This window comes from Tangfeifania diversioriginum, from assembly GCF_900141875.1.
Classification (GTDB): domain Bacteria; phylum Bacteroidota; class Bacteroidia; order Bacteroidales; family Prolixibacteraceae; genus Tangfeifania; species Tangfeifania diversioriginum.
Genome location: NZ_FQZE01000042.1, coordinates 1 through 22,163, shown reverse-complemented (window position 1 = coordinate 22,163; position 22,163 = coordinate 1). Strand labels below are relative to the sequence as shown.

General features: G+C 40.9%; 35 protein-coding genes. 1 reads left to right on the top strand and 34 read right to left on the bottom strand.

Annotation, left to right across the window (positions count from 1 at the left end; all coding sequences use genetic code 11):
- Positions 1–9 precede the first annotated feature (9 nt).
- The 32 genes from rplQ to rpsL form a co-directional block, all read right to left on the bottom strand.
- Positions 10–684 (bottom strand): 50S ribosomal protein L17, encoded by a 675-nt coding sequence (gene rplQ / locus BUC07_RS21740; RefSeq protein ID WP_073173505.1) that lies wholly within the window; start codon positions 682–684, stop codon positions 10–12.
- A 6-nt stretch (positions 685–690) separates the two neighbouring features.
- Complete coding sequence (locus BUC07_RS18720) at positions 691–1,683, bottom strand: DNA-directed RNA polymerase subunit alpha (protein ID WP_073173501.1); 993 nt, start codon at positions 1,681–1,683, stop codon at positions 691–693.
- 19 nt (positions 1,684–1,702) lie between these two features.
- Positions 1,703–2,311, bottom strand: coding sequence for a 30S ribosomal protein S4 (rpsD, locus tag BUC07_RS18715; RefSeq protein ID WP_073173498.1), 609 nt, complete (start codon positions 2,309–2,311; stop codon positions 1,703–1,705).
- 18 nt (positions 2,312–2,329) lie between these two features.
- A complete protein-coding gene (gene rpsK / locus BUC07_RS18710; RefSeq protein WP_073173495.1) occupies positions 2,330–2,719 on the bottom strand; it encodes a 30S ribosomal protein S11 in 390 nt (129 codons plus the stop codon).
- Between the two features lie 12 nt (positions 2,720–2,731).
- Entirely contained in the window at positions 2,732–3,109 is a 378-nt protein-coding gene (rpsM, locus tag BUC07_RS18705; protein WP_073173492.1) for a 30S ribosomal protein S13, read from the bottom strand.
- Positions 3,110–3,135: 26 nt separating this feature from the next.
- On the bottom strand, positions 3,136–3,252 hold the full coding sequence (gene rpmJ, locus BUC07_RS18700) for a 50S ribosomal protein L36 (RefSeq protein WP_072998287.1): 117 nt from the start codon (positions 3,250–3,252) through the stop codon (positions 3,136–3,138).
- Positions 3,253–3,264: 12 nt separating this feature from the next.
- Positions 3,265–3,486, bottom strand: coding sequence for a translation initiation factor IF-1 (gene infA / locus BUC07_RS18695; RefSeq protein WP_053187509.1), 222 nt, complete (start codon positions 3,484–3,486; stop codon positions 3,265–3,267).
- A 157-nt stretch (positions 3,487–3,643) separates the two neighbouring features.
- Positions 3,644–4,978 carry a preprotein translocase subunit SecY gene (gene secY / locus BUC07_RS18690; protein ID WP_073173488.1) on the bottom strand — a complete coding sequence of 445 codons (1,335 nt, stop codon included), beginning with the start codon at positions 4,976–4,978 and terminating at the stop codon, positions 3,644–3,646.
- A gap of 6 nt (positions 4,979–4,984) precedes the next feature.
- A complete protein-coding gene (gene rplO / locus BUC07_RS18685) occupies positions 4,985–5,431 on the bottom strand; it encodes a 50S ribosomal protein L15 (RefSeq protein WP_073173484.1) in 447 nt (148 codons plus the stop codon).
- A 23-nt stretch (positions 5,432–5,454) separates the two neighbouring features.
- A complete protein-coding gene (gene rpmD / locus BUC07_RS18680; RefSeq protein ID WP_073173480.1) occupies positions 5,455–5,634 on the bottom strand; it encodes a 50S ribosomal protein L30 in 180 nt (59 codons plus the stop codon).
- A 7-nt stretch (positions 5,635–5,641) separates the two neighbouring features.
- Entirely contained in the window at positions 5,642–6,157 is a 516-nt protein-coding gene (rpsE, locus tag BUC07_RS18675) for a 30S ribosomal protein S5 (protein WP_073173477.1), read from the bottom strand.
- 7 nt (positions 6,158–6,164) lie between these two features.
- Positions 6,165–6,521 carry a 50S ribosomal protein L18 gene (rplR, locus tag BUC07_RS18670; protein ID WP_073173474.1) on the bottom strand — a complete coding sequence of 119 codons (357 nt, stop codon included), beginning with the start codon at positions 6,519–6,521 and terminating at the stop codon, positions 6,165–6,167.
- Positions 6,522–6,542: 21 nt separating this feature from the next.
- A complete protein-coding gene (rplF, locus tag BUC07_RS18665) occupies positions 6,543–7,100 on the bottom strand; it encodes a 50S ribosomal protein L6 (RefSeq protein WP_073173471.1) in 558 nt (185 codons plus the stop codon).
- 15 nt (positions 7,101–7,115) lie between these two features.
- Positions 7,116–7,523 carry a 30S ribosomal protein S8 gene (gene rpsH / locus BUC07_RS18660; RefSeq protein ID WP_073173468.1) on the bottom strand — a complete coding sequence of 136 codons (408 nt, stop codon included), beginning with the start codon at positions 7,521–7,523 and terminating at the stop codon, positions 7,116–7,118.
- 18 nt (positions 7,524–7,541) lie between these two features.
- Positions 7,542–7,811: a 30S ribosomal protein S14 gene (gene rpsN / locus BUC07_RS18655; RefSeq protein WP_073173466.1), complete on the bottom strand. Its 270-nt coding sequence runs from the start codon at positions 7,809–7,811 to the stop codon at positions 7,542–7,544.
- A gap of 3 nt (positions 7,812–7,814) precedes the next feature.
- Positions 7,815–8,372, bottom strand: coding sequence for a 50S ribosomal protein L5 (gene rplE / locus BUC07_RS18650; protein ID WP_073173463.1), 558 nt, complete (start codon positions 8,370–8,372; stop codon positions 7,815–7,817).
- Complete coding sequence (gene rplX / locus BUC07_RS18645) at positions 8,372–8,695, bottom strand: 50S ribosomal protein L24 (RefSeq protein ID WP_073173460.1); 324 nt, start codon at positions 8,693–8,695, stop codon at positions 8,372–8,374. Before rplX ends, rplE begins: the two co-directional genes overlap by 1 nt.
- A gap of 18 nt (positions 8,696–8,713) precedes the next feature.
- Positions 8,714–9,079 carry a 50S ribosomal protein L14 gene (gene rplN, locus BUC07_RS18640; RefSeq protein ID WP_073173456.1) on the bottom strand — a complete coding sequence of 122 codons (366 nt, stop codon included), beginning with the start codon at positions 9,077–9,079 and terminating at the stop codon, positions 8,714–8,716.
- A 2-nt stretch (positions 9,080–9,081) separates the two neighbouring features.
- Positions 9,082–9,372 carry a 30S ribosomal protein S17 gene (rpsQ, locus tag BUC07_RS18635; protein WP_449451355.1) on the bottom strand — a complete coding sequence of 97 codons (291 nt, stop codon included), beginning with the start codon at positions 9,370–9,372 and terminating at the stop codon, positions 9,082–9,084.
- Positions 9,356–9,559 (bottom strand): 50S ribosomal protein L29, encoded by a 204-nt coding sequence (gene rpmC, locus BUC07_RS18630; protein ID WP_073173524.1) that lies wholly within the window; start codon positions 9,557–9,559, stop codon positions 9,356–9,358. The genes rpsQ and rpmC overlap by 17 nt, the downstream gene beginning before the upstream one ends.
- Before the next feature lie 15 nt (positions 9,560–9,574).
- Positions 9,575–9,997: a 50S ribosomal protein L16 gene (gene rplP, locus BUC07_RS18625; RefSeq protein ID WP_073173453.1), complete on the bottom strand. Its 423-nt coding sequence runs from the start codon at positions 9,995–9,997 to the stop codon at positions 9,575–9,577.
- A 31-nt stretch (positions 9,998–10,028) separates the two neighbouring features.
- Positions 10,029–10,742 (bottom strand): 30S ribosomal protein S3, encoded by a 714-nt coding sequence (rpsC, locus tag BUC07_RS18620; protein ID WP_073173450.1) that lies wholly within the window; start codon positions 10,740–10,742, stop codon positions 10,029–10,031.
- A 3-nt stretch (positions 10,743–10,745) separates the two neighbouring features.
- Entirely contained in the window at positions 10,746–11,168 is a 423-nt protein-coding gene (gene rplV, locus BUC07_RS18615; protein WP_073173447.1) for a 50S ribosomal protein L22, read from the bottom strand.
- A 29-nt stretch (positions 11,169–11,197) separates the two neighbouring features.
- Positions 11,198–11,464 (bottom strand): 30S ribosomal protein S19, encoded by a 267-nt coding sequence (gene rpsS / locus BUC07_RS18610; protein ID WP_073173444.1) that lies wholly within the window; start codon positions 11,462–11,464, stop codon positions 11,198–11,200.
- A gap of 16 nt (positions 11,465–11,480) precedes the next feature.
- Positions 11,481–12,305 (bottom strand): 50S ribosomal protein L2, encoded by an 825-nt coding sequence (gene rplB / locus BUC07_RS18605; RefSeq protein ID WP_073173442.1) that lies wholly within the window; start codon positions 12,303–12,305, stop codon positions 11,481–11,483.
- 8 nt (positions 12,306–12,313) lie between these two features.
- Positions 12,314–12,604 (bottom strand): 50S ribosomal protein L23, encoded by a 291-nt coding sequence (rplW, locus tag BUC07_RS18600; protein WP_073173439.1) that lies wholly within the window; start codon positions 12,602–12,604, stop codon positions 12,314–12,316.
- 4 nt (positions 12,605–12,608) lie between these two features.
- Positions 12,609–13,247 (bottom strand): 50S ribosomal protein L4, encoded by a 639-nt coding sequence (gene rplD, locus BUC07_RS18595; protein ID WP_073173436.1) that lies wholly within the window; start codon positions 13,245–13,247, stop codon positions 12,609–12,611.
- On the bottom strand, positions 13,238–13,867 hold the full coding sequence (rplC, locus tag BUC07_RS18590; RefSeq protein WP_073173433.1) for a 50S ribosomal protein L3: 630 nt from the start codon (positions 13,865–13,867) through the stop codon (positions 13,238–13,240). Before rplC ends, rplD begins: the two co-directional genes overlap by 10 nt.
- A gap of 21 nt (positions 13,868–13,888) precedes the next feature.
- On the bottom strand, positions 13,889–14,194 hold the full coding sequence (gene rpsJ / locus BUC07_RS18585) for a 30S ribosomal protein S10 (RefSeq protein WP_027472457.1): 306 nt from the start codon (positions 14,192–14,194) through the stop codon (positions 13,889–13,891).
- Between the two features lie 21 nt (positions 14,195–14,215).
- Positions 14,216–16,327 (bottom strand): elongation factor G, encoded by a 2,112-nt coding sequence (fusA, locus tag BUC07_RS18580; RefSeq protein WP_073173428.1) that lies wholly within the window; start codon positions 16,325–16,327, stop codon positions 14,216–14,218.
- A 58-nt stretch (positions 16,328–16,385) separates the two neighbouring features.
- Positions 16,386–16,862: a 30S ribosomal protein S7 gene (gene rpsG, locus BUC07_RS18575; protein WP_073173424.1), complete on the bottom strand. Its 477-nt coding sequence runs from the start codon at positions 16,860–16,862 to the stop codon at positions 16,386–16,388.
- Positions 16,863–16,993: 131 nt separating this feature from the next.
- On the bottom strand, positions 16,994–17,368 hold the full coding sequence (rpsL, locus tag BUC07_RS18570; RefSeq protein ID WP_073173421.1) for a 30S ribosomal protein S12: 375 nt from the start codon (positions 17,366–17,368) through the stop codon (positions 16,994–16,996).
- Between the two features lie 265 nt (positions 17,369–17,633).
- Here rpsL and BUC07_RS18565 point away from each other — a divergent pair, with 265 nt between their 5' ends.
- Positions 17,634–20,177 (top strand): hybrid sensor histidine kinase/response regulator, encoded by a 2,544-nt coding sequence (locus tag BUC07_RS18565; RefSeq protein ID WP_073173418.1) that lies wholly within the window; start codon positions 17,634–17,636, stop codon positions 20,175–20,177.
- Here BUC07_RS18565 and BUC07_RS18560 read toward each other — a convergent pair.
- Together BUC07_RS18560 and BUC07_RS18555 are read right to left on the bottom strand one after the other, a co-directional pair.
- Positions 20,153–21,478 (bottom strand): sigma-54-dependent transcriptional regulator, encoded by a 1,326-nt coding sequence (locus BUC07_RS18560; RefSeq protein ID WP_073173415.1) that lies wholly within the window; start codon positions 21,476–21,478, stop codon positions 20,153–20,155. The genes BUC07_RS18565 and BUC07_RS18560 overlap by 25 nt on opposite strands.
- A gap of 253 nt (positions 21,479–21,731) precedes the next feature.
- A complete protein-coding gene (locus BUC07_RS18555) occupies positions 21,732–22,055 on the bottom strand; it encodes a hypothetical protein (protein ID WP_073173412.1) in 324 nt (107 codons plus the stop codon).
- Between the last annotated feature and the right edge of the window lie 108 nt (positions 22,056–22,163).

Here is a 22,163-nt window from a genome sequence, read left to right as displayed (position 1 = left end):
GAATTTCGATTATTCTTCTTTCTTTTTGTCTTCTTTTGAATCAGAATCATCATCAGCCTTTTTCGCTTCATCAGCGCTTTCAGCCTTTGGTTCTTCAGAAGAAGTATCTTCAGCTTTTGGTTTTTCAACCACTTCAGTTTTTTCTTCGGTTTCTTCCACCGGCTGAACATCTTCCACTACTTTAACTTCCTCGTCAGCTTTTTCAGCTGGTTTTTCTGATTTTTGAGCTGCCGGCTTCTGGGCATCCGATTTTTTACCGCTTCCGCCACGACGTGAACGACGACGTTTTGGTTTTGCAGCTTCTTCTTTTGCTTCAAGCATAGCTTCGTTGTAGTCAACCAGCTCGATAATACACATTTCAGCATTGTCGCCCAATCGGTTTCCCGTTCTAAGGATACGTGTATATCCTCCCGGCCGATCGGCAACCTTTGCAGCTACCTCCCTGAAAAGTTCAGAAACTGCCTCTTTGTTTTGCAGTTGGCTGAATACAATTCTCCTGGAGTGTGTGGTATCGTTTTTTGCCCTGGTAATAAGAGGTTCAACGTACATGCGCAGTGCTTTTGCTTTTGCCACAGTAGTTGAAATCCGCTTACTTTCAATTAGAGAGCTGGCCATGTTCGACAACATTGCCTTACGGTGCGCACTTGTGCGACTTAAATGATTAAATTTCTTATTGTGTCTCATTGCCTTTTAATCCTTGTCAAGTTTATACTTACTAATATCCATCCCAAAACTCAATCCCATATTCTCGAGAAGGTCGTCAAGCTCGGTAAGCGATTTTTTTCCGAAATTTCTGAATTTCAACAGATCGTTCCGGTTGTAAGTTACCAGGTCGCCAAGAGTATCTACATCTGCAGCTTTCAGGCAATTCAATGCCCTTACTGAAAGGTCGAGATCGACCAGTTTTGTTTTCAGTAGCTGGCGCATGTGCAGTACTTCTTCGTCGAATTCTTCATTTGCAAATTTTTCGTCTGAGTCGAGTGTAATTTTCTCGTCAGAGAAGAGCATGAAATGATAAATCAGAATTTTAGCCGCTTCTTTCAGTGCATCTTTTGGAAGCACAGAACCGTCGGTTTGGATATCCAGAATTAACTTTTCGTAGTCGGTTTTTTGTTCCACACGGAAGTTTTCAACCGAATACTTTACTTTTTTAATCGGGGTGTAAATTGAATCCACGGGGATTACTCCAAATTCCTCTTCCACCGGTTTGTTTTCGGTAGCCGGAACGTATCCACGCCCTTTTCCAATAGTAAGTTCAACCTGGAGTTTCACATCAGGCTCCATCCTGCAAACTACCAGGTCGGGGTTTAAAACCCTGAACCCGGTCATAAACTTGTTGATATCGCCGGCTGTAAATTCTTCCTGACCTGAAATTGTAACAGTAACTTTCTCACTGTCAAAATCTTCCACTTCATTTTTGAAGCGAATCTGTTTCAGATTAAGTATAATATCTGTCACATCTTCAATAACTCCTTTAATCGTAGAAAATTCATGATCGACACCCTCTATTTTAAGCGTGGTAATTGCATACCCCTCGAGCGATGATAATAAGATGCGACGCAGGGCATTGCCAATGGTAATCCCGTAACCGGGTTCCAGTGGTCGAAATTCAAATTTTCCGAATCTGTCATCAGATTCTAACATTATCACCTTATCGGGCTTCTGGAATGCTAATATTGCCATAATAACCTTAAGTAATTTATTATTTTGAATACAACTCTACGATAAGTTGTTCTTTGATGTTTTCAGGTATTTCTTCGCGCTCGGGCACATTAAGGAATTTACCGGCCAACTGGTCGTTATCCCATTCCAGCCATTCGTAATTCGAACTGCGGCGCGAATGCAATGAGTCTGTAATTTCTTCCATCGATTTTGATTTTTCCCTTACACCAACAATGTCGCCGGGTTTAACCAAATACGACGGAATATTAACTACGTTTCCGTTTACTACAATATGTTTGTGTGTAACAAACTGACGGGCAGCGGCCCGTGTTTTTGCAATACCAAGGCGGAAAACAATATTATCGAGCCTCGATTCGAGCAGCTGCAACAATACTTCACCGGTTACCCCTTTAGCTGAAGTAGCTTTTTCGAAGAGGTTACGGAACTGTTTTTCCAGAATGCCGTAGGTATATTTTGCTTTTTGTTTTTCTTTTAACTGAAGCCCGTATTCCGAAACTTTTCTTCTCCGGGATGACATACCGTGCATTCCCGGTGGATAATTTTTATGCTCAAAAACTTTATCCGGCCCAAATATGGGCTCTCCGAATTTACGAGCTATTTTAGATTTTGGTCCTCTGTATCTAGCCATTTCCTTTTCGTTTTAAAATTATACACGACGTCTTTTAGCAGGTCTGCATCCATTATGTGGCAGTGGGGTAACGTCAACAATTTCGGTTACCTGCAAACCTACAGATGAAAGGGCCCTGATTGCTGATTCGCGACCGTTCCCTGGTCCTTTAACATATACTTTCACTTTGCGTAATCCAAGGTCGTATGCGGTTTTCCCACACTCTTCTGATGCCACCTGGGCAGCATAAGGAGTGTTCTTTTTTGAACCGCGGAACCCTTTTTTGCCTGCTGACGACCACGATATAACTTCACCGTTCATATTTGTCAGCGTAACAATGATGTTATTGAAGGAAGAGTGAACATGGGCCATTCCGTTGGCTTCCACATTAACCACTCTTTTCTTGCTTGATCCTGTTTTTTTTGCCATAACTTAAAATCCTTATTTAGTGGCCATTTTTTTGTTCGCAACAGTTTTCCGTTTCCCTTTACGGGTACGGGCATTGTTTTTGGTGCTTTGTCCTCGTGTGGGCAAACCAATACGATGACGAATTCCCCTGTAAGAACCAATGTCCATTAATCGTTTAATGTTCATTTGTACTTCAGATCTAAGTTGCCCTTCAACCTTATAATTGTCACCAATTACACGGCGAATAGCTCCAAACTGGTCATCGTTCCAATCCTGTACTTTGACGTTTGGATCAACGCCTGCTTCCTCAAGGATCATTTTAGCCCTGCTGCGGCCAATACCAAAAATATAGGTAAGAGCTACCTCACCTCTTTTATTATTAGGAATATCAACACCTACAATACGTGCCATATAAGTTACTTTTTTTTCAAATTAAATTACCCCTGCCGTTGTTTAAACTTCGGGTTCTTTTTATTAATCACATATAAGCGCCCTTTACGGCGAACGATTTTACATTCGGCACTGCGCTTTTTTACTGAAACTCGGGTTTTCATTCTACCTATTCTTTAGTTTTTATACCTAAATGTAATTCTTCCTTTGGTTAAATCATAAGGAGACATTTCGACTTTTACTTTATCTCCGGGCAAAATTTTAATATAATGCATTCTCATTTTACCTGAAATGTGGGCCGTAATAACATGCCCGTTTTCCAACTCTACGCGAAACATCGCGTTTGATAATGCTTCGATAATTGTTCCATCTTGTTCTATGGAAGGCTGTTTTGCCATATTAAAATCTGTTTTTTAAAATTCGTCAATAAATTAATTAGTAATTATAAACCACTGTTTGTTATCCAATTTTTCTGCAAAGATAACAGAAGGTTTTTATATTACATAACAGAACTAAATTCTCCTTCAGGCTGATTATAACCAGATAAAAAACTTCTTAAATTCCGCCACCGGCACGTCCTTTAATCCGGCCCGATTTTGTCAGTCCATCATAATGGCGCATTAACAGGTGACTCTCAATTTGCTGCAGTGTATCTAACACCACCCCAACAAGAATTAGCAGTGACGTTCCGCCAAAAAACAGGGCAAACGACTGATTAACTCCCATTATCATTGCAAAAGCAGGAAGAATTGTAATTAAACCGAGGAAAATGGAACCGGGAAGTGTAATTCTCGACATAATAGTATCGAGAAATTCAACCGTTCGTTTTCCGGGTTTAACACCGGGAATAAACCCACCGTTTTTCTTCATGTCTTCTGCCATTTGGGTTGGGTTAATGGTAATTGCAGTATAAAAATAAGTAAATGCAACTACCAGTGTAAACTGCAAAAAGTTATACCAAAAACCAGTCATGTTTGATAATGCAGCCGCAACACCACTGAGGTTTTCGGAATTGGCAACTCCTACAAGGGTAATAGGTACCATCATAATTGCCTGGGCAAAAATGATAGGCATTACACCTGCAGCATTAACTTTAAGCGGAATGTACTGACGTACTCCACCATATTGTTTATTACCCACAATACGTTTGGCGTATTGTACCGGAATACGGCGCGTCCCCTGAACAAGCAGGATTGCAGCCATAAACACTACGAACAGGATAACAAACTCGACGATGAACATTACCAGTCCTCCTCCTTGCTGGTTGATTCGGGAAGCAAATTCCTGAGCAACCGACTGAGGCAAACGGGCAATAATTCCAATCATAATGATGAGCGAAATACCGTTACCGATTCCTTTATCGGTAATGCGTTCGCCCAACCACATCACAAACATAGAACCTGCTGTAAGAATAACTACTGAAGAAACCGTAAACAAGGCTCCTTTCAGAGCAAATGCCGATGCGGGCAATTGCATATGCAGGTTTGTTAAATATGCCGGCGACTGGAATATCAGAATAACAACGGTTAAATACCGGGTAATCTGATTAATTTTCCTTCTTCCTGACTCTCCCTCTTTCTGCAACCTCTGGAAATAGGGAACAGCAATTCCGAGTAACTGGATTACAATTGAGGCAGAAATGTACGGCATAATTCCTAAAGCGAAAATTGAAGCCTGTGAGAATGCACCTCCTGAAAACATGTCAATCAGCCCAAGCAACCCATCTGATGTTTGACTTTTTAAATTTTGCAATTGGGCCGGATCAATGCCGGGAAGCGCTACAAACGATCCTAATCTGTAGATTAGGATAAAGAACAGTGTTGTTCCGATTCGCAACCTTAAGTCTTCAATTTTGTAAATATTCTTTAGGGTCTCTATAAATCGTTTCATACTAGTTTACAGTATTTCAGTGGTTCCGTCTAATTTTTCAATTGCTTCTTTGGCACTTTGGGAAAATGCGTGGGCTTTAACATTGAGTTTAAGATTTAATGAGCCTCCACCCAAAATCTTAACTTTTTCGTTTTTTGAAGCCACACCTGCACTTACCAGCGTATCCAAATCAATTGAATTCAGATTTCTGCTTTCAGCCAATTGTTGCAATACATCGAGGTTTATTGCTTTATATTCAACCCTGTTGAAATTTTTAAAACCTGATTTTGGAACAACGCGCTGCAAAGGCATTTGACCACCTTCAAAACCTACTTTCCTGGAGTAACCTGATCTCGATTTCTGACCTTTGTGGCCCCGGGTGGATGTTCCTCCTCTTCCTGAGCCCTGTCCTCTTCCAATTCGTTTGTCTTTTCTGGTAGAACCCGAAGCAGGTTTTAACTTACTTAAATCCATAATTTTAAGCTATTTGAAATATTTTATACTTCTTCAACACTAATTAAATGCCCCAGTTTATTGGCCATACCAACAATTTGGGGAGTAGCTTCATGTTCAATAGTCTGGTTTAACTTGCGTAACCCCAGCGCTTCAAGCGTTGCTTTCTGGCTTTTGGTTGAACCAATGCTACTTTTTACCTGTGTAATTTTTATTTTAGCCATAACTGTGTTATCCTTTAAAAACTTTTTCCAATGATACACCTCTTTGTTGGGCTACTGTATAAGCGTCTCTCAGTTCGAGTAGCGCTTCCATGGTAGCTTTAACCATATTGTGCGGGTTGGAAGAGCCTTTGGATTTTGCCAGAATATCTGTAATTCCAACACTTTCGAGAACAGCACGCATTGCACCTCCGGCTACAACACCTGTACCAGGGGTGGCGGGCTTAATCAATACATCAGCTCCACCATAACGAGCAGCCTGTTCGTGTGGAATAGTGCCGTTAATAACCGGCACTTTTACCAGGTTCTTTTTAGCGGCTTCAACGCCTTTGGCAATTGCGGTAGTCACTTCGCTTGCTTTACCAAGGCCCCAGCCTACAATTCCGTCTTCGTTACCTACAACTACAATGGCCGAGAAACTAAAGGTTCGTCCACCTTTTGTAACTTTGGTAACACGGTTAATGGCTACTAACCTGTCTTTTAAATCAAGGTCGCTTGTTTTAACTTTTTTACTAATTTTCGCCATAATCTTATTAGAATTTAAGGCCGCCTTCACGGGCCGCGTCAGCTAATTGTTTAACTCTGCCGTGGTATAAATAACCACTCCTGTCGAATACAACTTTTTCGAAGCCGGCATCTTTTGCTTTTTTAGCAATGAGTTTACCAACCATAGCCGCTTTTTCGGATTTGTTTCCTTCTTCCGAAACAATTTCTTTTTCGGTAGAACCTGCAGCCACTAAAGTTGTTGCGTTAACATCGTCAACTAATTGAGCATATATTTGTTTATTGCTCCTGAATACACTTAAACGCGGACGTTCAGCTGTGCCGGATATTACTTTTTTCACCCGGCTTTTTATTCTGTTTCGCCTTTTTGTTTTTGTTAATGCCATAATAACTAATTTTTCAAAAAATTATTTAGATGCGGCTTTACCAGCTTTACGCCTTAACACTTCACCTACAAACTTAATCCCTTTTCCTTTGTATGGTTCAGGTTTACGGAACGATCTGATTTTAGCGGCTACCTGTCCAATCAATTGTTTATCAACGCTCTTTAGCGTAACAATGGGGTTGCTGCGTTTATCAGATTTTGCTTCAACCTGTACTTCGGGTGGGAGTTGCAGGTAGGTATGGTGTGCAAACCCCAGAACAAGGTCAAGGACATTATTCGGTAACACTTCGGCACGGTATCCTACGCCTACAAGTTCTAATTTTATTTCGTAACCTTTTGTAACGCCCACAACCATGTTGTTAACCAATGCACGATTTAACCCGTGCAACGATTTAAGGCGTTTTGTTTCACCCGAACGGGTAAAATTGATGGTATTATCTTCAATTTCAACCTCAATTTCGGGATTTAGCTTTTGGTGCAACTCACCAAGAGGTCCTTTCACTGTAACGGAATGATCATCGTTCAGCTTTACTTCAACTCCTGACGGTATTTCAATGGGCCATTTACCTATTCTTGACATGATCTTTTCCTTTTTTTAATACACGTAACATAAAACTTCACCACCAACTTTCTGCTCACGAGCTTCTTTGTCGGTAATTACTCCTTTCGAGGTTGAAATAACAGCAATTCCTAAACCATTGAGTACACGCGGTACATTAGTACTGTGACAGTACTGGCGCAAACCTGGTTTACTAATTCTTTCTAAACCTTTTATTGCAGATATATTCGTTTCGGGGTGGTATTTCAGTGCAATTTTAATGTTGCCCTGGTAGCCTTTATCGTCTTCAAACTTATAGTTTAAAATGTACCCTTTTTCTTTCAGAATTTTGGTAATTTCTCTTTTTAAATTTGAAGCTGGGATATCTACTACGCGGTGTTTTGCAAGAATTGCATTACGCACCCTTGTAAGATAATCTGCTATCGGATCTGATACTTTACTCATTATTCAAGTCTTTAACAATTACCAACTAGCCTTTTTAACTCCCGGAATTAAACCTTCTGAAGCCATTTCTCGGAAATTGATTCTGCTGATTCCAAATTGCCTCATGTAACCTTTTGGTCTTCCGGTAAGTTTGCAACGGTTGTGCAAACGTACTCTGGAAGAATTTTTAGGCAACTTCTGCAATCCTTCCCAATCTCCTTCGGCTTTCAGCCTGGCCCTTTTCTCGGCATATTTTTCAACTAGCTTTGCCCTTTTTCTTTCGCGGGCTTTCATTGATTCCTTGGCCATAGCTTAGTTCTTTTTAATGTTTTTAAATGGTAAACCTAATTCTTTTAACAGAGCAAAACCTTCTTCGTCGGTTTTTGCAGAAGTAACAAAGGTAATATTCATACCATTAATTTTACTCACTTTATCCAGAACGATTTCGGGGAATACGATTTGTTCCGGCACACCGAGTGTGTAGTTTCCACTTCCGTCCATTTTACTTTCGATACCGCGAAAATCGCGAATACGTGGCAATGCTGCCGAAATAAGACGGTCGAGGAATTCATACATCCGGTCGTGACGCAATGTAACGCGTACCCCGATTGGCATTTTCCTTCTCAGTTTAAAGTTGGAAATGTCTTTTTTGGACATGGTTTGAACTGCTTTCTGACCGGCAATCATTGTCATTTCCTGTTGGGCAATGTCAATAATTTTTTTGTCGGCAATAGCATCTCCCACGCCCTGATTAAGGACAATTTTTTCCAATTTCGGAACCTGCATGACAGAGGAATAGTTGTACTCCTTCTTCAGCGCAGGAATTATTTCTTCCTGATATTTCTTTTTTAGAGTTGGTACGTAAGCCATTACTTAATCTCCTCTCCAGATTTTTTGGAATAACGTATTAATTTACCTTTATCATTTTCTCTGCGCCCAATACGGGTTCTTTCTCCGCTTTTCGGATCGACCAGCATCAGGTTTGAGATATGGATTGGTGCTTCCTGTTCAATAATACCCCCCTGCGGATTATCTGCATTGGGTTTGGTATGTTTTTTTACCAGGTTCACACCTTCCACAATTGCTCTGTCGTTGTTTCTGATTACTTCAAGTACGCGGCCTTTCTGGCCTTTGTAGTTTCCGGTAATCACAACCACCGTGTCACCTTTCTTTATGTGTAACTTTTTTTGCATTATACAAGCTTTTTCAAATTACAGTACTTCTGGTGCAAGAGAAATAATTTTCATATTTTTATCTCTTAACTCGCGTGCAACAGGCCCGAAAATACGGGTTCCGCGCATTTCTCCCAGATTGTTTAACAGTACCACGGCATTATCGTCGAACCGGATGTACGAACCGTCTGTACGGCGTACTTCTTTATTGGTGCGCACTACAATTGCCCTTGATACTGAACCTTTTTTCACTTCGCTGCCCGGTATTGCACTTTTTACCGAAACAACAACAGTATCGCCAAGCGAAGCATAACGTTTCCTGGTACCTCCAAGAACACGTACACAAAGTACATCTTTGGCCCCACTGTTATCGGCAACCGAACATCTTGTTTCTTGTTGTATCATGATTACTTCGCTCTTTCAATTATTTCAACTAATCTCCAACATTTGTTTTTGCTGAGCGGACGAGTTTCCATAATCCGCACTTTATCACCAATGTTGCAGTCATTTTTCTCATCGTGGGCATGAAATTTTGTTGTTTTATTCACGAACTTTCCGTACATGGCATGCTTCATTTTCTTTTTTTCAGCTACCACAATGGTTTTGTCCATTTTATCGCTAACAACAACCCCGATTCGCTCTTTTCTGAGATTTCTCACTTTATTTTCTTCCATCGTTGAATTAATTCTGGTTTTCACTTAATTCCCTTTGACGAAGAACTGTTTTGAGCCTTGCAATATTCTTTTTGGTATCCTTTAATTTTAAAGGGTTATCAAGTGGTGAAACTGCATGGTTCAAGCGAAGGCGAACAAGATTTTCCTTTTCGGTATCAATTCTCTCGACGATTTCTTTTGTCGTCAATTCTTTAATTTCTGAAGTTTTCATATTCATTCACCTTTTTTATTCTTCAACAAAATCTCTCCTAACCACAAACTTTGTTGTTACCGGCAACTTTTGGGCTGCAAGGCGCAATGCCTCTTTGGCCATTTCGTGCGATACGCCGTCGGCTTCAATAATAATGCGGCCTGGCGATACCGGTGCAACAAATGCTTCCGGAGCTCCTTTACCTTTACCCATGCGTACTTCGGCGGGTTTTTTGGTAATTGGCTTATCGGGAAATATTCGTATCCATATTTGTCCTTGTCGTTGCATATGACGGGTTACCGCAACCCTGGCAGCTTCAATCTGCCTTCCGGTAATCCACGATTCTTCCAACGATTTTATCCCAAATGAACCGAAAGCGAGTTGGTTCCCGCGTTGGGAATTGCCTTTCATCCGGCCCTTTTGTACTCTTCTGAATTTTACCTTTTTTGGCTGTAACATTCTGTTATAACTTAATGAGTGTTATTAACCACTATTTTCTTCTTCTGTTACGTGCTCCGCCGCCAACTCCTTTGCCTCCGCGGCCTTGTTTCTGGCCAACGTTGGGTGAGAGGTCGCGGTTACCGTAAACCATTCCTTTACATATCCAGACTTTTACTCCGATAAGCCCGGTTTTGGTCAGCGCTTCTGCCAGTGCATAATCGATATCGGCGCGGAGGGTGTGCAACGGAGTACGGCCATCTTTGTACATTTCTGCACGTGCCATTTCTGCTCCGTTCAACCTACCCGAAACCAATACTTTAATACCTTCGGCTCCCATTCTCATGGTTGAAGCGATAGCCATTTTAACTGCCCTGCGGTAAGCAATCTTACCCTCGATTTGCCTTGCGATGTTGTTGGCAACAATTTTGGCATCGAGTTCAGGACGTTTGATCTCGAAAATATTGATCTGAACTTCTTTACTGGTAATCTTCTTCAGCTCTTCTTTCAGTTTATCAACTTCTTGTCCACCTTTACCAATAATAATACCTGGGCGTGAAGTGTGTACGGTAATGGTTATGAGCTTTAATGTGCGCTCAATAACGATTCTGGAAATACTGGCTTTGGCCAAACGGGCATTCAAATATTCCCGTATTTTTTGATCTTCGGCCAGCTTGTCGCCGTAATCGTCACCACCGAACCAATTCGAGTCCCATCCTTTGATGAACCCTAAACGATTTGAAACTGGATTTACTTTTTGTCCCATGTACTACTGATTAAGATTTTCTTCAACAACATTTTCTTTTCGGTCAACGTAAAGTGTCACGTGATTGGAACGTTTTCTGATCCGGTGAGCTCGACCCTGGGGAGCCGGACGTAACCTTTTCAGAATTCGGCCTGAATCTACCATGATATTTTTTACGTATAATTCACTTTCCTCTAAACGTTCTCCTTCGTTTTTAGCCTGCCAGTTGGCAATGGCTGATAAAAGGAGTTTCTCTACCCTGCGCGATGCTTCTTTCGAGGAATATTTCAAGACATCCAGCGCGTGATTTACCTCCATGCCGCGGATCAAATCGGCTACAAGCCTCATTTTTCGTGGAGATGTAGGGCAATTTCTTAAAACAGCATAATATTGTTGCTTTCTTTCTTCTTTACGTTTTTCAGCTGCTAATCTTTTTCTGGCACCCATTCTTTCTTCTTTTTAAAATTAAAATATGCCTATCTTCTGTTACCAGCATGTCCCCTGTATGTGCGTGTGGGTGCAAATTCACCCAAACGATGACCTACCATATTCTCGGTAATATAAACCGGAATAAATTTGTTTCCGTTGTGTACGGCTATGGTATGGCCTACAAAATCAGGAGAAATTACTGAAGCTCTGGCCCAGGTTTTTACAACCGATTTTTTCCCTGCATCATTCATCGTGTTAATTTTCTTATCAAGATTAACATCGATAAACGGGCCTTTTTTTAACGAACGACTCATAATTACTTTTCTTTAATTATTTTTTCTTACGTTCTACAATGTACCTGTTGGACGCTTTTTTCTGCGAACGGGTTTTGTACCCTTTCGCCAGAACACCTTTACGTGATCTTGGGTGTCCGCCTGAAGCACGTCCTTCTCCACCACCCATTGGGTGATCGACCGGGTTCATAACAACACCACGTACTCTTGGCCTTCTTCCTAACCAACGTGAGCGGCCGGCTTTACCGGATTCTTCAAGGTTGTGTTCTGCATTTCCAACAGTTCCAACAGTTGCCCTGCAGGTTGTTAGTACCATACGAGATTCGCCTGAAGGTAATTTCAGTACTGCGTACTTACCTTCACGAGAGGTCAATTGCGCAAATGCGCCTGCACTACGTGCCATCACACCACCCTGACCAGGATGGAGTTCAATGTTGTGAACCAAAGTACCAAGAGGTATTTCGGACAGGGGAAGGGAATTTCCAACTTCAGGAGCAACGCCTGAACCGCTTTTAATTGTTTGCCCAACTTGCAACCCGTTTGGCGCAACAACGTACCTTTTCTCGCCATCTTCGTATTTCACGAGGGCGATTCGGGCAGAACGGTTCGGATCGTACTGAATTGAATCGACAACAGCTGCAACACCGTCTTTATCGCGTTTAAAGTCGATAACACGGTATTTGCGTTTGTGTCCCCCACCTCTATACCTCATCGTCATGCGGCCCTGGTTATTCCTGCCACCAGTTTTCCGCAGGGGCTCCAACAATGATTTTTCAGGTGTAGATGCAGTAATGGTATCAAAAGCACCAATTATTTTGTGCCTCTGACCCGGAGTTACTGGTTTTAATTTTCTTACTGCCATTTTATTAATTAAATATTACTGTAAAAATCTATACTGTCTCCTTCTGCCAATGTAACAATTGCTTTTTTGAAAGCATTGGTTTTTCCGGTGATAACGCCTGATTTGGTGTATCTTGACTTCATTTTACCACCGTAAACCACTGTATTGACAGAATCTACTTTTACATTATACATGTTTTCAACCGCTTTTCTAATTTGCGGTTTGGTTGCATTGCGATCAACAATAAAGCCGTAACGGGTGAACCGTTCTGACAGCTCGTTCATTTTCTCGGTAACCAATGGTTTTATTAAAATTTCCATCTTATTAATCGCCTTTTAGTTTAAAAGCCTCTTCTATTTTCTTCACCGAACCTTCGAGAAGCACAACAGACTTTGCGTTTAAAATATTATAAGTATTTAGTTCAGAAGCTAATACAACCGAAACATCGCGCAAATTTCTGGACGACAAATATATGTTATTATTTTCGGCTGGTAAAACGAAAAGTGACTTTTTATCAGCAATTTGCAAATTGCTTTTCATATTCACAATTTCTTTCGTTTTGGGTGCTTCCATATTAAAATCTTCAACTACTACAATTCCGTTTTCACGGGCTTTGTATGAGAGTGCCGATTTACGTGCAAGTTGTTTAACTTTTTTGTTAAGTTTAAAACTGTAGCTTTTTGGACGCGGGCCAAATGTGGTACCACCTCCGCGGAAAATTGGCGATTTAATATCGCCGGCACGTGCTGTACCGGTTCCTTTTTGTCTTTTTATCTTACGGGTACTTCCGGTTACTTCCGAGCGCTCTTTAGATTTGTGGGTTCCCTGGCGTTTGTTTGCCAAATATTGTTTTACATCTAAGTAAATGGCATGGTCGCTGGGGTCGATTCCAAAAATCTGGTCGCTTAACGTAACCTTTCTTCCCGTATCTTTTCCTTCTTTATTCAGTACACTTAGTTCCATTGTTTCCTAATAATTAAGTATGAACCTTTGGCGCCAGGCACCGAACCTTTCACCACTAATAAATTCTTTTCAGGAATCACTTTTAATACCATCAGGTTTTCGATGGTTATGGTTTCGTTACCGTCTCGTCCGGCCATGCGCATACCTTTAAAAACGCGGCTGGGCCACGATGATGCACCAATTGAACCCGGTGCTCTCAGGCGGTTATGCTGACCGTGCGTTTGGTCGTTCACACCATGGAAATTATGGCGTTTTACTACTCCCTGGAATCCTTTTCCTTTGGAAGTTCCCACAACATCAACATAATCCAGTTCGTGAAAAATGTCAACAGTTACAGGGTCTCCAAGATTAAATTCTCCCTGGTAGGTGTCCCTAAACTCTACTACTTTGCGCTTTGGTGTAACACCGGCCTTTTTAAAGTGCCCAAACTCTGCTTTGGTGGCTTTGTTTTCTTTTTTGTCACCGTAAGCAAGTTGCAGCGCATCGTAGCCTTCTTTTTCTTTGGTCTTAACCTGTGTAACCACACAGGGACCGGCTTCAATCACAGTGCATGGGACATTTTTCCCCTCAACACTGAATACGGATGTCATTCCGATTTTTTTTCCAATAAGTCCAGCCATTTCGACTACTTTTTTAAATTATCAAACTTTAATTTCTACTTCAACGCCACTGGGTAATTCCAGCTTCATTAAGGCGTCAATTGTTTTTGCAGTTGAGCTGTAGATGTCAATCAACCTTTTGTAAGATGACAATTGAAACTGCTCCCTTGATTTTTTATTTACAAAGGTTGAACGTAAAACAGTAAACACCCTTTTGTGTGTTGGCAGTGGAATTGGACCACTTACAACAGCTCCTGTTGTTTTTACTGTTTTTACGATCTTCTCAGCCGACTTGTCAACCAAATTGTGATCGTACGATTTCAGCTTAATCCTGATCTTTTGGCTCATGATGAGAACTCAATTAAATATTTATAATAAATCAACTCTACCTTGTACATTTTCAAGTACTTTTTCGGCCAGGTTACGCGGCACTTCCTGATAATGGCTGAATTCCATTGAAGAAGTGGCTCTTCCTGACGATAATGTGCGCAACACGGTAACATAACCGAACTGCTCTGCCAACGGAACATTGGCTTCAATAACTTTCGCGTTTCCTTTAGTTTCCATGCCGGCCACTTCACCTCTTCTGCGGTTAAGGTCGGCAATAATATCGCCCATGTATTCTTCCGGAGTTACAATTTCCAGGCTCATAATGGGTTCGAGCAATTTAGGACCTGCTTTTGATGCAGCGTTCCTGAATGCTTGTTTTGCACAAATTTCGAACGACAACTGGTCTGAATCCACGGGGTGGAACGAACCGTCGAACAAAGTGACTTTAAGCCCGTCAACTGGAAATCCGGCAAGCGGCCCGTTTGACATGGCTTCTTCGAAACCTTTTTGCACTGAAGGAATGTATTCACGCGGAATATTTCCTCCTTTAACTTTATCGATAAATTCGAGGCCTTGCACACCTTCTTCTGCCGGTTCAACTTTAACCTGAATATCGGCAAATTTACCACGTCCCCCGGTTTGTTTCTTGAATATTTCGCGAAACTCAACGGGATTGCTGATTGCTTCTTTGTAAGCAACCTGTGGTGTTCCCTGGTTACATTCAACCTTGAATTCTCTTCTTAACCTGTCGATAATAATTTCGAGGTGCAGTTCACCCATTCCGCGGATAACGGTCTGGCCGGAATCATGATCGGTATTGACCTGGAATGTCGGGTCTTCTTCTGCCAGTTTTGACAGCCCATTCCCCAAACGGTCGAGGTCTTTCTGCGATTTGGGCTCCACAGCGATACCAATCACTGGTTCCGGAAATTCCATGCTTTCCAGTTCGATGTGGTGTTTTAAATCGCAAAGGGTGTCGCCGGTCCGAATATCTTTAAAACCTACAGCGGCACAAATATCACCTGCTTCAATTATATCTTTTGCATTTTGTTTGTTGGAGTGCATCTGGTAAAGACGCGAAATCCGCTCTTTTTTACCGGTACGAACATTCATCACCTGGCTTCCGGCCTCAATTTTACCGGAATAAACGCGCATATATGCCAGCCGGCCAACAAAGGGGTCGGTAGCAATTTTAAATGCGAGAGCTGCCATTGGTTCATCAACGTTGGCAGTACGGATTTCTTCTTTTTGGGTTGCCGGGTTAACACCGGTAATATCGCCTTTATCGAGCGGACTGGGAAGGAAAGCACAAACAGCATCGAGCAGGCGTTGAACGCCTTTATTTTTAAAAGCGGAGCCGCACATTAACGGTACGATTAAGCCATCGATGGTTGCCTTGCGGATAACTGCGAGCATCTCCTCTTTGGTAATCGATTCGGGATCTTCGAAATAGCGTTCCAAAAGCTCATCATCAATTTCGGCAACTGATTCAACCAGTTTTCCGCGCCATTCTTCAGCTTGTTCTTTAAGATCTTCGGGAATTTCTTCCAGGCTGTAGTTGGTTCCCATTGTTTCGTCGTCGAACCAGCGAACAGCCTTCATTTCAATTAAGTCGATTACTCCTGAGAAGCTATGTTCAGAACCAATAGGAATCTGAAGTGGAATAGGATTAGCTCCCAGTTTTTCTTTAATTTCATTATAGACATTAAAGAAATCGGCTCCCTGGCGGTCCATTTTATTCACAAAAGCAATGCGTGGCACACCGTATTTTTCGGCCTGCCGCCACACAGTTTCAGATTGTGCCTCAACACCACCTACGGCACAAAAGAGTGCCACAGTTCCGTCGAGTATCCTGAGTGAACGTTCAACTTCAACAGTAAAATCGACGTGTCCGGGAGTATCAATTATATTAATTTTGTGTTCCTGCTCTTTATATTTCCAGAAGGTAGTAGTAGCAGCCGAGGTAATTGTAATACCCCGTTCCTGCTCTTGCTCCATCCAGTCCATGGTGGCAGAACCATCATGGGTTTCACCCAGCCGGTGAGTTAATCCGGTATAGAACAGTACTCGTTCTGTAACGGTTGTTTTGCCGGCATCGATGTGGGCCATGATGCCAATATTTCTTGTATTTTTCAGATCTTGCTTAGCCATATTTTAATACCAATTTTCTAATCCTGATTATTTTACTATACCATTTATAACCACTAAACTAAAATCTGAAATGTGCAAAAGCACGGTTGGCTTCGGCCATGCGGTGGGTATCTTCTTTACGTTTAAAGGCACCACCTTCACCGTTAAATGCAGCAACTACTTCTGCTGCCAGTTTATCGGCCATTGATTTACCCGAACGTTTACGGGCAAATAAAATCATGTTTTTAATACTGATAGCCATTTTTCGCTCCTGCCTGATTTCCATAGGGACCTGAAAGGTAGCACCACCTACACGGCGGCTTTTAACCTCAACGGCAGGGGCCACATTTTCCAACGCTTTTTTCCAGACTTCAAGGGGGGTCAGTTCAGTATCTTTAACACGCTGTTCAACCAGTTTTAACATATCATAAAAAATAGCATACGCTACTGATTTTTTTCCGTCTTGCATCAAGTCGTTGACAAACCGGGTTACCAATACATCATTAAAAATTGGGTCCGGTAAAATAATCCGCTTCTTCGGTTTTGTCTTTCTCATTTTGTACTCTTTAAGTGTTATTTAAATCGGCTGCCCTTCGGCGGTCTTCAGCTAATCTCCGGAAGACATCGAGAGACTTACTTACTCAACCAAACCACTAAATAACCAGTTTGTTATAAAAAAAAATTAAATTATTTCTTAGGTCTTTTTGCTCCGTATTTTGAACGGCGCTGCAAACGGCCTTCAACACCAGCGGTATCGAGGGCCCCGCGAATAAGGTGATAACGTACACCTGGCAAGTCTTTTACTCTGCCGCCACGCACCAAAACAATGGAGTGTTCCTGCAGGTTATGTCCTTCGCCCGGAATGTAAGCATTCACTTCTTTTCCGTTTGTTAACCTTACCCTGGCCACTTTACGCATAGCCGAGTTAGGTTTTTTGGGTGTGGTGGTATAAACACGCACACAAACGCCACGCCTCTGCGGGCATGAGTCAAGGGCCGGAGATTTACTTTTCTCCACCCGGGTTTGTCTTCCTTTCCTAACTAATTGTTGAATAGTTGGCATAAATACCTGTTTTTTATTTAGTTAATAATCCTTAAAAATGGACTGCAAAAGTATGTTAAATTTCAATAAAAACAATGTTTTTCCGGTTCTATTTTATCTTTTCCCCCTGAAAAACGGCACGCAAAAGTACTAATTTTGAGCAAAGAACAAACTGTTTCGTGCTTTTTTTTAAAAAAATTAAAGTTAGGATTGCTTAAATTTTTCAACTGTCCGCAAACTTACTCACTATTCATTCGTTCTATCAAAAGAAATTGTTGTTTCTGAGATGGCAAAGAACTGGAAATCTGTTAAAATAAATATCCTTTCCGGATACATTGCACTCGTCCTGATTGGTTCGGTTACGGTATGGATTATCTACAGTGAAACGATAAAATTATCAGACAATCAGGTAGATATTAACCCGGTGACTGAAAAAATTCTCAGCGTTAATTCTATATTAACGAATTTATACGAAGCCGAGGGACTCGAAAGAAGTTATTTGCTTACCGGTAATCGACAACACTTCAGGAAATATAACTTACTTATGGATTCCATAAGTTACCAGGTAGAATCCTTTGGTAAGAATGCCACGAATCCGCTTCAAAAAAATCATACTGACAGCATTCAGGTTCTGCTAACGAAAAAAAGGCAGAACCTGGAGGAGATAATCTCGACCAAGAATGCCGGCTCCTCTGAAAGGCTCTATGAGCGAGCAATGGTAAGGCTGGCGGCAAACAAGGATTCAATCAACCAACTGTTAAATATTTACAAGAATATTACAAAAAGCAAAGACAGCATTGTAGTTAAACAAACCAGGAAAAATTTTTTCGACCGGCTTGTTAATGTATTTCTCCCCCAGGAAAATGCAGACTCAACGCTTAAAGTAGTTTTCAATGAGTCGATGCAGATTGACAGTATTATTGATGTATTTAATCCGGCAGATTCTGTTGCCCAACTTTTAACAACTGTAGTTGAAGAAATAAAGGAGGAAAGTAAAGTTTTTGAGAAACAACTGCTAAAAAAGGAACAGGACATACTTGAAAACGATCGGACCATTACCATTCAAATCAGGCAAATGCTTGCCCGCCTCGAAAATGAGGAACTGCTCAATTCAATAATGAAGGTTGAGCGGCAGCAATCACATATTCAGAGTATTACTACCAAAGTAGTTCTCCTGGGAGCAATTGCTTTAATCATTGTTATCGTTTTCTTAATCCTTATCCTGAAAGATATAACAAAAAGTCAACACTACAGGAAAAATCTGGAACAGGAAAAAGCCTATTCCGAAGCCCTGTTAAAAAGTAAAGAGCAATTTATGATGAGCATAACACATGATCTAAAATCCCCGCTCAGTTCCATTATGGGTTTTTCCCGGCTAATATCAAACGAGAATTTCACCGGCCGTCAAAAAGACTACCTCAAAAATATTGAACAATCTGCTAAATACATTCTTCGGCTTATTAATGACCTTCTGGATTTCGCACGCCTTGAATCCGGAAATCTAAAAGTTGATAAAATCAGGTTCAACCTTATTGGAACTTTAGAAGAAGTTATTTCGGGGTTCCATCCCCTGGCCCAATCTAAAAACCTATTGCTTGAGTTTGATATTAAAAACCTGCCAAACACTGATTACTTATCCGATCCGATACGCATAAAACAAGTACTATATAACCTGATTTCGAACGCCCTAAAATTTACCGAAAAAGGCAAGGTAAGCATTAACTGTTCGGTTACAGCAACAAAGGGACAGACAGATTTTATTAAAATAGAAGTTTCCGATACGGGAATAGGAATCACTCCGGAAAACACGGAACATATTTTTGAAGAGTTTTCGAGAGGTTCATTAACCGGGACCAGTAAATACGAGGGGACCGGACTGGGACTTGCCATCTCGAAAAGGATAGTAGAGTTGCTGGACGGGCAAATTCAGGTGCAAAGCAATTACAAAAAAGGAAGCTGCTTTACCCTAATTCTTCCGTTACTGAAGCAACCAGCAAAATTCACCAAAGAAAAACAAACTGCAGGAAATGGTATTCCGGCAACGGTTTCCCGAAATTTCCCCATCGAAAATGAGCAAATACTCCTTGTTGATGATGCCCCTGTTTTACTTGAAATGACAGCAGAAGTACTCAAAAAAGAAGGGTTCCAGGTTAAAGCCTTCACATCCCACAAACAGGCTATTGAAGCCCTGAGCAATGAAAAATTCAACCTGTTGATTACAGATATTCAAATGCCAATGATGAATGGTTTTCAATTGTTAAATTTTTACAGGCAAAACAATAAAAACGGCCATGCTATTGCAATAACAGGACAACTTAATAACATACAGAAATACAAAGATGCAGGTTTTAACGCAGTCATTCAGAAACCTTTTGTCCCGGATGAATTTCTGAACAAGGTTATTCACGTATTAAACGGCAAAAAAAACGATTATACGGAAAAACGAAATAAACATACCAGCCGTTCCAACAATTACAGCATTAAAGGAATAGCGGCTTTTGCCCATGGAGATTCGGAAACCATACAAAAAATCCTGGCTTCGTTTATTCAATCTACCAGTCAAAATCTGCAGTTGTTCAATCAGTATCTCCAAAACGGGGATTTAAATGCGCTTTCAGAACTGGCACATAAAATGCTGCCCATGTTCAGGCAATTAGATGCTGAAGCTGTCATAGCACCATTGTCCATCCTGGAAAAAAATAACTTCAGGGAATCGGATTTGCCCTATTGGACCCGAACCGCCCAAACAGCAAAAATCAACATTGAAAAATTAGTTGAAAAGTTGAAAGAAGAACATCAAATTCCTCAATCAGGTAAACTGATATTATAATATTTCAACTTATTGTAAAGTGTTTTTCTGTCAATCTTCAACAGGCGTGCAGCTTCACTTTTATTATAATCAGTTGTTTTTAGTGCTCTCTGAATGGCCTGAACTTCGTTGGTTTGACTAAATAATGCAAAGTCATCGGAATTCTGTTTAAACAATTCTGCCGGAATTTCTTTTTTTGTAATAAACTTACCACGTGCCAGCAAGGTGGCCCTCTTCACAATATTTTTCATTTCGCGCAAATTGCCAGGCCAATGGTAGTCTATAAAAGCTCGTTCCACATTTTCGTCAAATCCGTCAACCGATTTTTGAAGATAACTATTTGCCTGTTCAAGGAAATGGTTCGCATACAATAAAATATCGGTCTTCCGCTCCCTCAGCGGGGGAATATTCAGCTGAAATTCATTCAAACGGTGATATAAATCTTCTCTAAACCTACCCTTTTCATGAGCCTTGAGTAAGTCTTCGTTAGTGGCTGCAATCACCCGTACATCAATTGGGATTTCCTGGTTACTTCCCACAGGTTTTACATGTCGTTCCTGCAAAACCCGAAGCAATTGGATTTGTGTGTTGTACGACAAATTTCCCACTTCATCCAAAAACAAAGTGCCTCCGCTGGCTGCTTCAAAATACCCGGTTTTATCTGAAATTGCTCCGGTAAAAGAACCTTTCACATGACCAAAAAACTCACTGGCTACCAGTTCAGATGGTATTGCGCCGCAATCAACAGCCACAAAAGGTTTATCGGCCCTTTTACTCAACTCGTGAACCTTCCGGGCTGCATACTCTTTGCCGGTTCCACTCTCTCCCACAATTAAAACTGACATTGGAGTGGGCGATACTAAATCGATATACTCTTTTAAAGATTGTGCAGGTCGGCTCACTCCCTCAAAATAACCGGAAAGACTCGAGTAATCCTGGTTTTCTTCAGAAGCCACACCTTCCGCCTGGTCTAATGCCTCACGAACGAGATTGAGCACTTCATCAGGATTTAAAGGTTTGGGAATATAATTGAATGCACCTTTTTTTATCGATTCAATTGCCGTTGCAATATCGGCATAACCTGTCATCATTATAATTTGTGTTTTGGGAGCCTTCTTTTTTATCAGCTTGATGAGTTCCATTCCACTGGTATCCGGTAACCGCAAGTCGGTAAAAACAATTTCAAAATTTTGTTTCTCAATCTTTCGCTTTGCCTCAGCCGTTGAAAAAACACTGGAAACCTTGTATCCGCTTTTTTCCAGCAATGCCTTTAACATCAAACAAAATGTAACATCATCGTCAATTATAAGGATTTTTGCCATAACAGTTAAATTCGTTGCCGTTTATGTAATATATTAGAAATAAACGACAACGAATCTGTATTTGTTGCAATTTTGGTAAAACAACTTTTAAAAAGATAGCCTCTGTTATTTGAATTTCAATAACAGAGGCATCAAATCTTTAATTTTCAGCAAAAGAAGTAATTGTGAATAACTTGACCAACTTCTTTTGAATATGTAGTAGTTGTGTGTGTCGGGCAGGTTAACATTCCTAACCGGATTAATTTATTGAAAGTTACTTCCCATCTTCGGCAGTTTCAACTTTCAAAACCTCTCCATTTGAATTGAAAAATGCAAAAACTTTTTGCTCCCCTTTGATGAGTTTCAGTTTATAATTACCATCACTTCCCAAAAAGGCTTTTTCCAGTTCGTAACCACCATAAGATTCTTTTACTGCTGTTAACACAGCTTCGGGGACATCTTCTTTCTGAATTTCCTCATAGGTAACCTCCTCCTGAAGGATAACCATTGGCTCTGAGGCATTATCTGCTAAAACTGCGGTGGACATTCCCATCCCCAAAAACATTAACACGATTGAAAACATCATTCCTCTTTTCATAACATTTATATTTACAATACTTCGTTAAAAATGTGGATAACTATTTGAAAATGAGCAAAATAAACCATCGGAATATTTGATTAAACCCCTGATAATCAGTATCTTAAT